General features: G+C 54.7%; 4 protein-coding genes and 1 pseudogene. All 5 read right to left on the reverse strand.

The window, feature by feature from the left end; all coding sequences use genetic code 11:
* Positions 1–101: 101 nt before the first annotated feature.
* Positions 102–1217, reverse strand: coding sequence for an SIS domain-containing protein (locus DW925_RS09855; RefSeq protein WP_117638249.1), 1116 nt, complete (start codon positions 1215–1217; stop codon positions 102–104).
* Positions 1218–1411: 194 nt separating this feature from the next.
* The gene (locus DW925_RS09860; RefSeq protein ID WP_233540275.1) at positions 1412–1909 is read right to left on the reverse strand and encodes a GntR family transcriptional regulator; all 498 of its coding nucleotides are present in this window, start codon (positions 1907–1909) and stop codon (positions 1412–1414) included.
* Positions 1910–1918: 9 nt separating this feature from the next.
* Positions 1919–2125: pseudogene (locus DW925_RS10300) on the reverse strand (GntR family transcriptional regulator); the annotation flags it as partial.
* Positions 2110–2877: a GntR family transcriptional regulator gene (locus DW925_RS09865; RefSeq protein ID WP_117790914.1), complete on the reverse strand. Its 768-nt coding sequence runs from the start codon at positions 2875–2877 to the stop codon at positions 2110–2112. The pseudogene DW925_RS10300 and the gene DW925_RS09865, both read right to left, overlap by 16 nt.
* A gap of 38 nt (positions 2878–2915) precedes the next feature.
* Entirely contained in the window at positions 2916–3404 is a 489-nt protein-coding gene (locus DW925_RS09870; protein WP_117790915.1) for a hypothetical protein, read from the reverse strand.
* Positions 3405–3582 lie beyond the last annotated feature (178 nt).

The following is a 3582-nucleotide window of genomic DNA, read 5'->3' on the forward strand; positions in this document are numbered from 1 at the left end:
TGGCTAAAGTGCATGATCTCGATCTTCTCGGTTTCCTTCATTTGTCTCTCCTTTCTGGGGTTGTTTCCACATCCCCCATGCCAACGGGCATCAAAACCCGCTTACATTCCGTAACACTCAGCCGCTTTGGCCTTAAGCGCATTGACTGACTCTTCGTAGCCCTCTGCCTTGACCTCCATTTGCTTGGAGACGGTATCGAGATACGGGTGCACGTTCCATGACTTCAGACGCTCGGCAATCATGGCCGCAATCGTCTGGAAGAACACAAGATTGGGAATTGCGCTGAGCAGCGGAGCCACCTGAGGCACCGCAACCTCGTGAGCCCTACCCTTGGGATGGGCCGTGAGCAGCACCGTTTTTGCCGTAACGTTCGATAGCGCATCGGCGATATTCGCAAGACGCTCCGACCCCTGCGGATCGTCGACGATAAACACCAGATAGCCCGGAACGATCTGCATCTCGGGACCGTGGACGAACTCCTCGCCTTCGTGATGCATGGCAGGAATCTTGATGGTCTCGCTCAGCTTGAGCGCTGCCTCCTCGGCAACACCATAGTTGGGGCCGTTGCCGACGACCATGGCGGGCATGTGCTCAGAAAGCTCGAGCATGTGATCTTGGACATATGCCTCGGCGGTCTTGCACATCACGGCATTAGCCTGGATAGCCTCGCGCAGGTCATCAAGACGCTGAGCAACGCCCTTGGCGTCAATCGTTCCGCGCGCCTGACCGCCGTAAATACCAAAGAGCACCAGGTACTCAACGAGAACCTCGACGCCCAGAGTCACAAAGTCCACCGACTCGACACCCACACCGTAGTCAAGAACGATGTCAGCGTGTTCCTTGATGGGTGCCTCGACGTTTGCCGTGAGCGCAACTGCAGCCATATCGTGTGCACGCATGTAATCGAGCGCCGCAATCGTATTGGTCGAATAGCCGCTCTGCGAGACGGCGATGTTGAGCGCATGCTGCGGATAGGTGTGTTCAAAATCGACGAAGGCCTCGGGCGTCACAACGGACACCTGCATCTGCAGCGCATCTTGCAGGTAATCGCGGGCGCAATCGGCGGCATGGCGCGACGAACCCGAAGCAACGATGCGCAGTGCATCAAAAGAACCGGACTGGAAAATATCAACGAGCTGCGCTACCAGCTCAGACGAACGCTCGAGGTTCTCCCCCATACGCACATGGGCAAGCTGAACGTAATCGAGCATCTTCATCGTCTCAACTCGTAACAAATCATTAGTATTTGATAACAATCACAGTTACAGATTACGGCTTTTTGATACCTCTTTGTCGATTAATTTATCCCCATCGGCGAACGGTCGATTTTGAGCCATGTAAGGTTGTATATACGGTCTGCTCAACGAATCAAAATTCCGTCAACTTTTCAGCCCGTTATGCAAAAAACCAGCTAGTACGTATAGGTATATCCACCCGCATCACCGCGGTTAAACGACTTGACGTACTCGATCGCCTGGCCGCTCGCATCGAAGCTTACGCACTCCAGCGTCAAGGCAAGATCACCCTGCTCCAGTCCAAGCAGGCCGGCATCTCGTGCGCCCAGCGCTTCGATATCGAGCTTTTCCTGTGCCATAACTGGCTTTCGGCCCAGCATCTCATAGGTCTCGTACAAGCTGAAGACCGACACGTCAATATCTTCAATTGTGGGAAACAGCAGGCACGGGATGAACGCCATCTCAATCGATACGGGATTGCCGTTGACGCAGTTCAAACGCCGAATCGAATACAGCAAATCGTCCTCGACAATGCCAAACAGGTTGGCATAATATGGACCCGCATAACGCTTGGAACGCGCGAGGATGCGGACGGACGGCTCGCCGCCCGAAGCACGAACCGACTCGCGAAAGCCTCCTGTTCGCTCGTAAGCAACAGGCACTTTCTGTGCCACAAACGCGCCCTTTCCGCGGACGCGGCGAATCTGCCCGCGCCGAACTAACTCGTCCACAGCTCTCCGGATAGTCAGGCGTGTCGTGCCAAACTCCTCTGCCAGCTCATTTTCGGATGGAATCATGGAACCCGTGGGATATATACCGCGCTCGATACACTCTTCAATTCGACGTCGTATGCGCATATAAACCGGGGTGGCATCTACTGTTTCAGCCATTGTTCACCTGCCGCGCTCTTCTTGCCGTTCTTTTCGCCGTTATCGGCAAAGCGGAACTTTGTGGGCAAAATCACCGATTTGCAATGCTCCACAAAACGCATGTCCTTATCAAATTCTATCGTGCTCTCATAGAACACCGGCGTTCCCTCTTCTTGCTGGAGCAACTCGGCCTCTTCGGCGTTCAAACGCGAGATGGAGATATGCTCACGTCCATGCTCAACGCGCACGCCACCTTCTTTGAGCAAGACATCGTAAAGGCTCTCACACTCAAAATCGTGATTGGGAAGCGACGGGCACAGGGACAGGTTGACGTGAGCCGTCTCGATTGACGCCGGCTCGCCCTCGATAAGTCGAACGCGTTGCATGCGGAGTAAAGGAGCGCCTACAGACACCCTAAGCTTGTCGGCAAGCGCTTCATCCGCCTCGATGGTCCCGGTGGAAACCAGACGAGAAGAGGGATGCAGGCCGGCAGTCCGCACAGCATCGGAAAAGTTATACGTTTCCTGGAAGATGTTCAGCGGCTTAGGAGGACACACATACGTACCCGATCCGCGACGGCTCTCGAGCGTTCCGCACGAGATGAGCCGCATGATACCGGCGCGCAACGCCGTACGCGAAACGCCGATCTCTTCGCACAGCACGCGCTCGGCCGGCAGGCGATCGCCGCCGGCAAGCTGATGGTGCTGGATATACCAAAGAATTCCCTCAACAGCACGATCTTTGGGGGGAATTGCATAAGATTCGCCTGCCATTGCACAGACTCCTCATTCAGAAACGTATGTCGCCAAAATTAGGCCAGCCCTCCCATGGCATTAAATTCGGCCTTAATCTTCTCGGCGACATTCCGATACGACTTATATAGACTTGAATCGCGTTTGACTTCGTCGGTCATAACGGGAATCTCTAATTTGGAAACCTCGTCTTTTCCTGTCTGAACCGCCACAACAACGCCCATACCAAGACACATATTACGCTTGGCAGCGTTCATTTTTGCCGCCTTAGCGGGATTTGCCAGAATACGCTGGGCAAATTCCTGTTTTGAGACCGCTTCCTCGGCCTCCGGATCGCCCGCCTCGGCCACTTCGCACTGAAGCACGTCCGCATAGTCAAAAATCTTCGGCTCGCCGCCGCGCTGATGCACAGCCCACTTGCGGCGCGTGGCATCCTGGTAGATAGCCGGCAAAAACGTAAACCGCGGCGGGTCCAAAATCGTATCCGTGATGGTAAACACATCGGGATCAAAGGCATCCTGCGGGTTTTTCTTCTTGAACAGCCCCATATCAGCCTCCCGTACTAGCATTAAACAACTCAAGATGAATATAGCACCAATTTCAAGCCGCCGCCTTACCCTATCGGTACGCGGCGTCTATGGCTCGCCCAGCGGGGTAATACGGGCGAGGGCCGGGGTGCCTGCTTTGTTTTGAGAAGTGGGCTTCGCGAACTTCTCAAAACAAAGC

Source organism: Collinsella sp. AM43-1 (assembly GCF_003467925.1).
Lineage (GTDB): Bacteria > Actinomycetota > Coriobacteriia > Coriobacteriales > Coriobacteriaceae > Collinsella.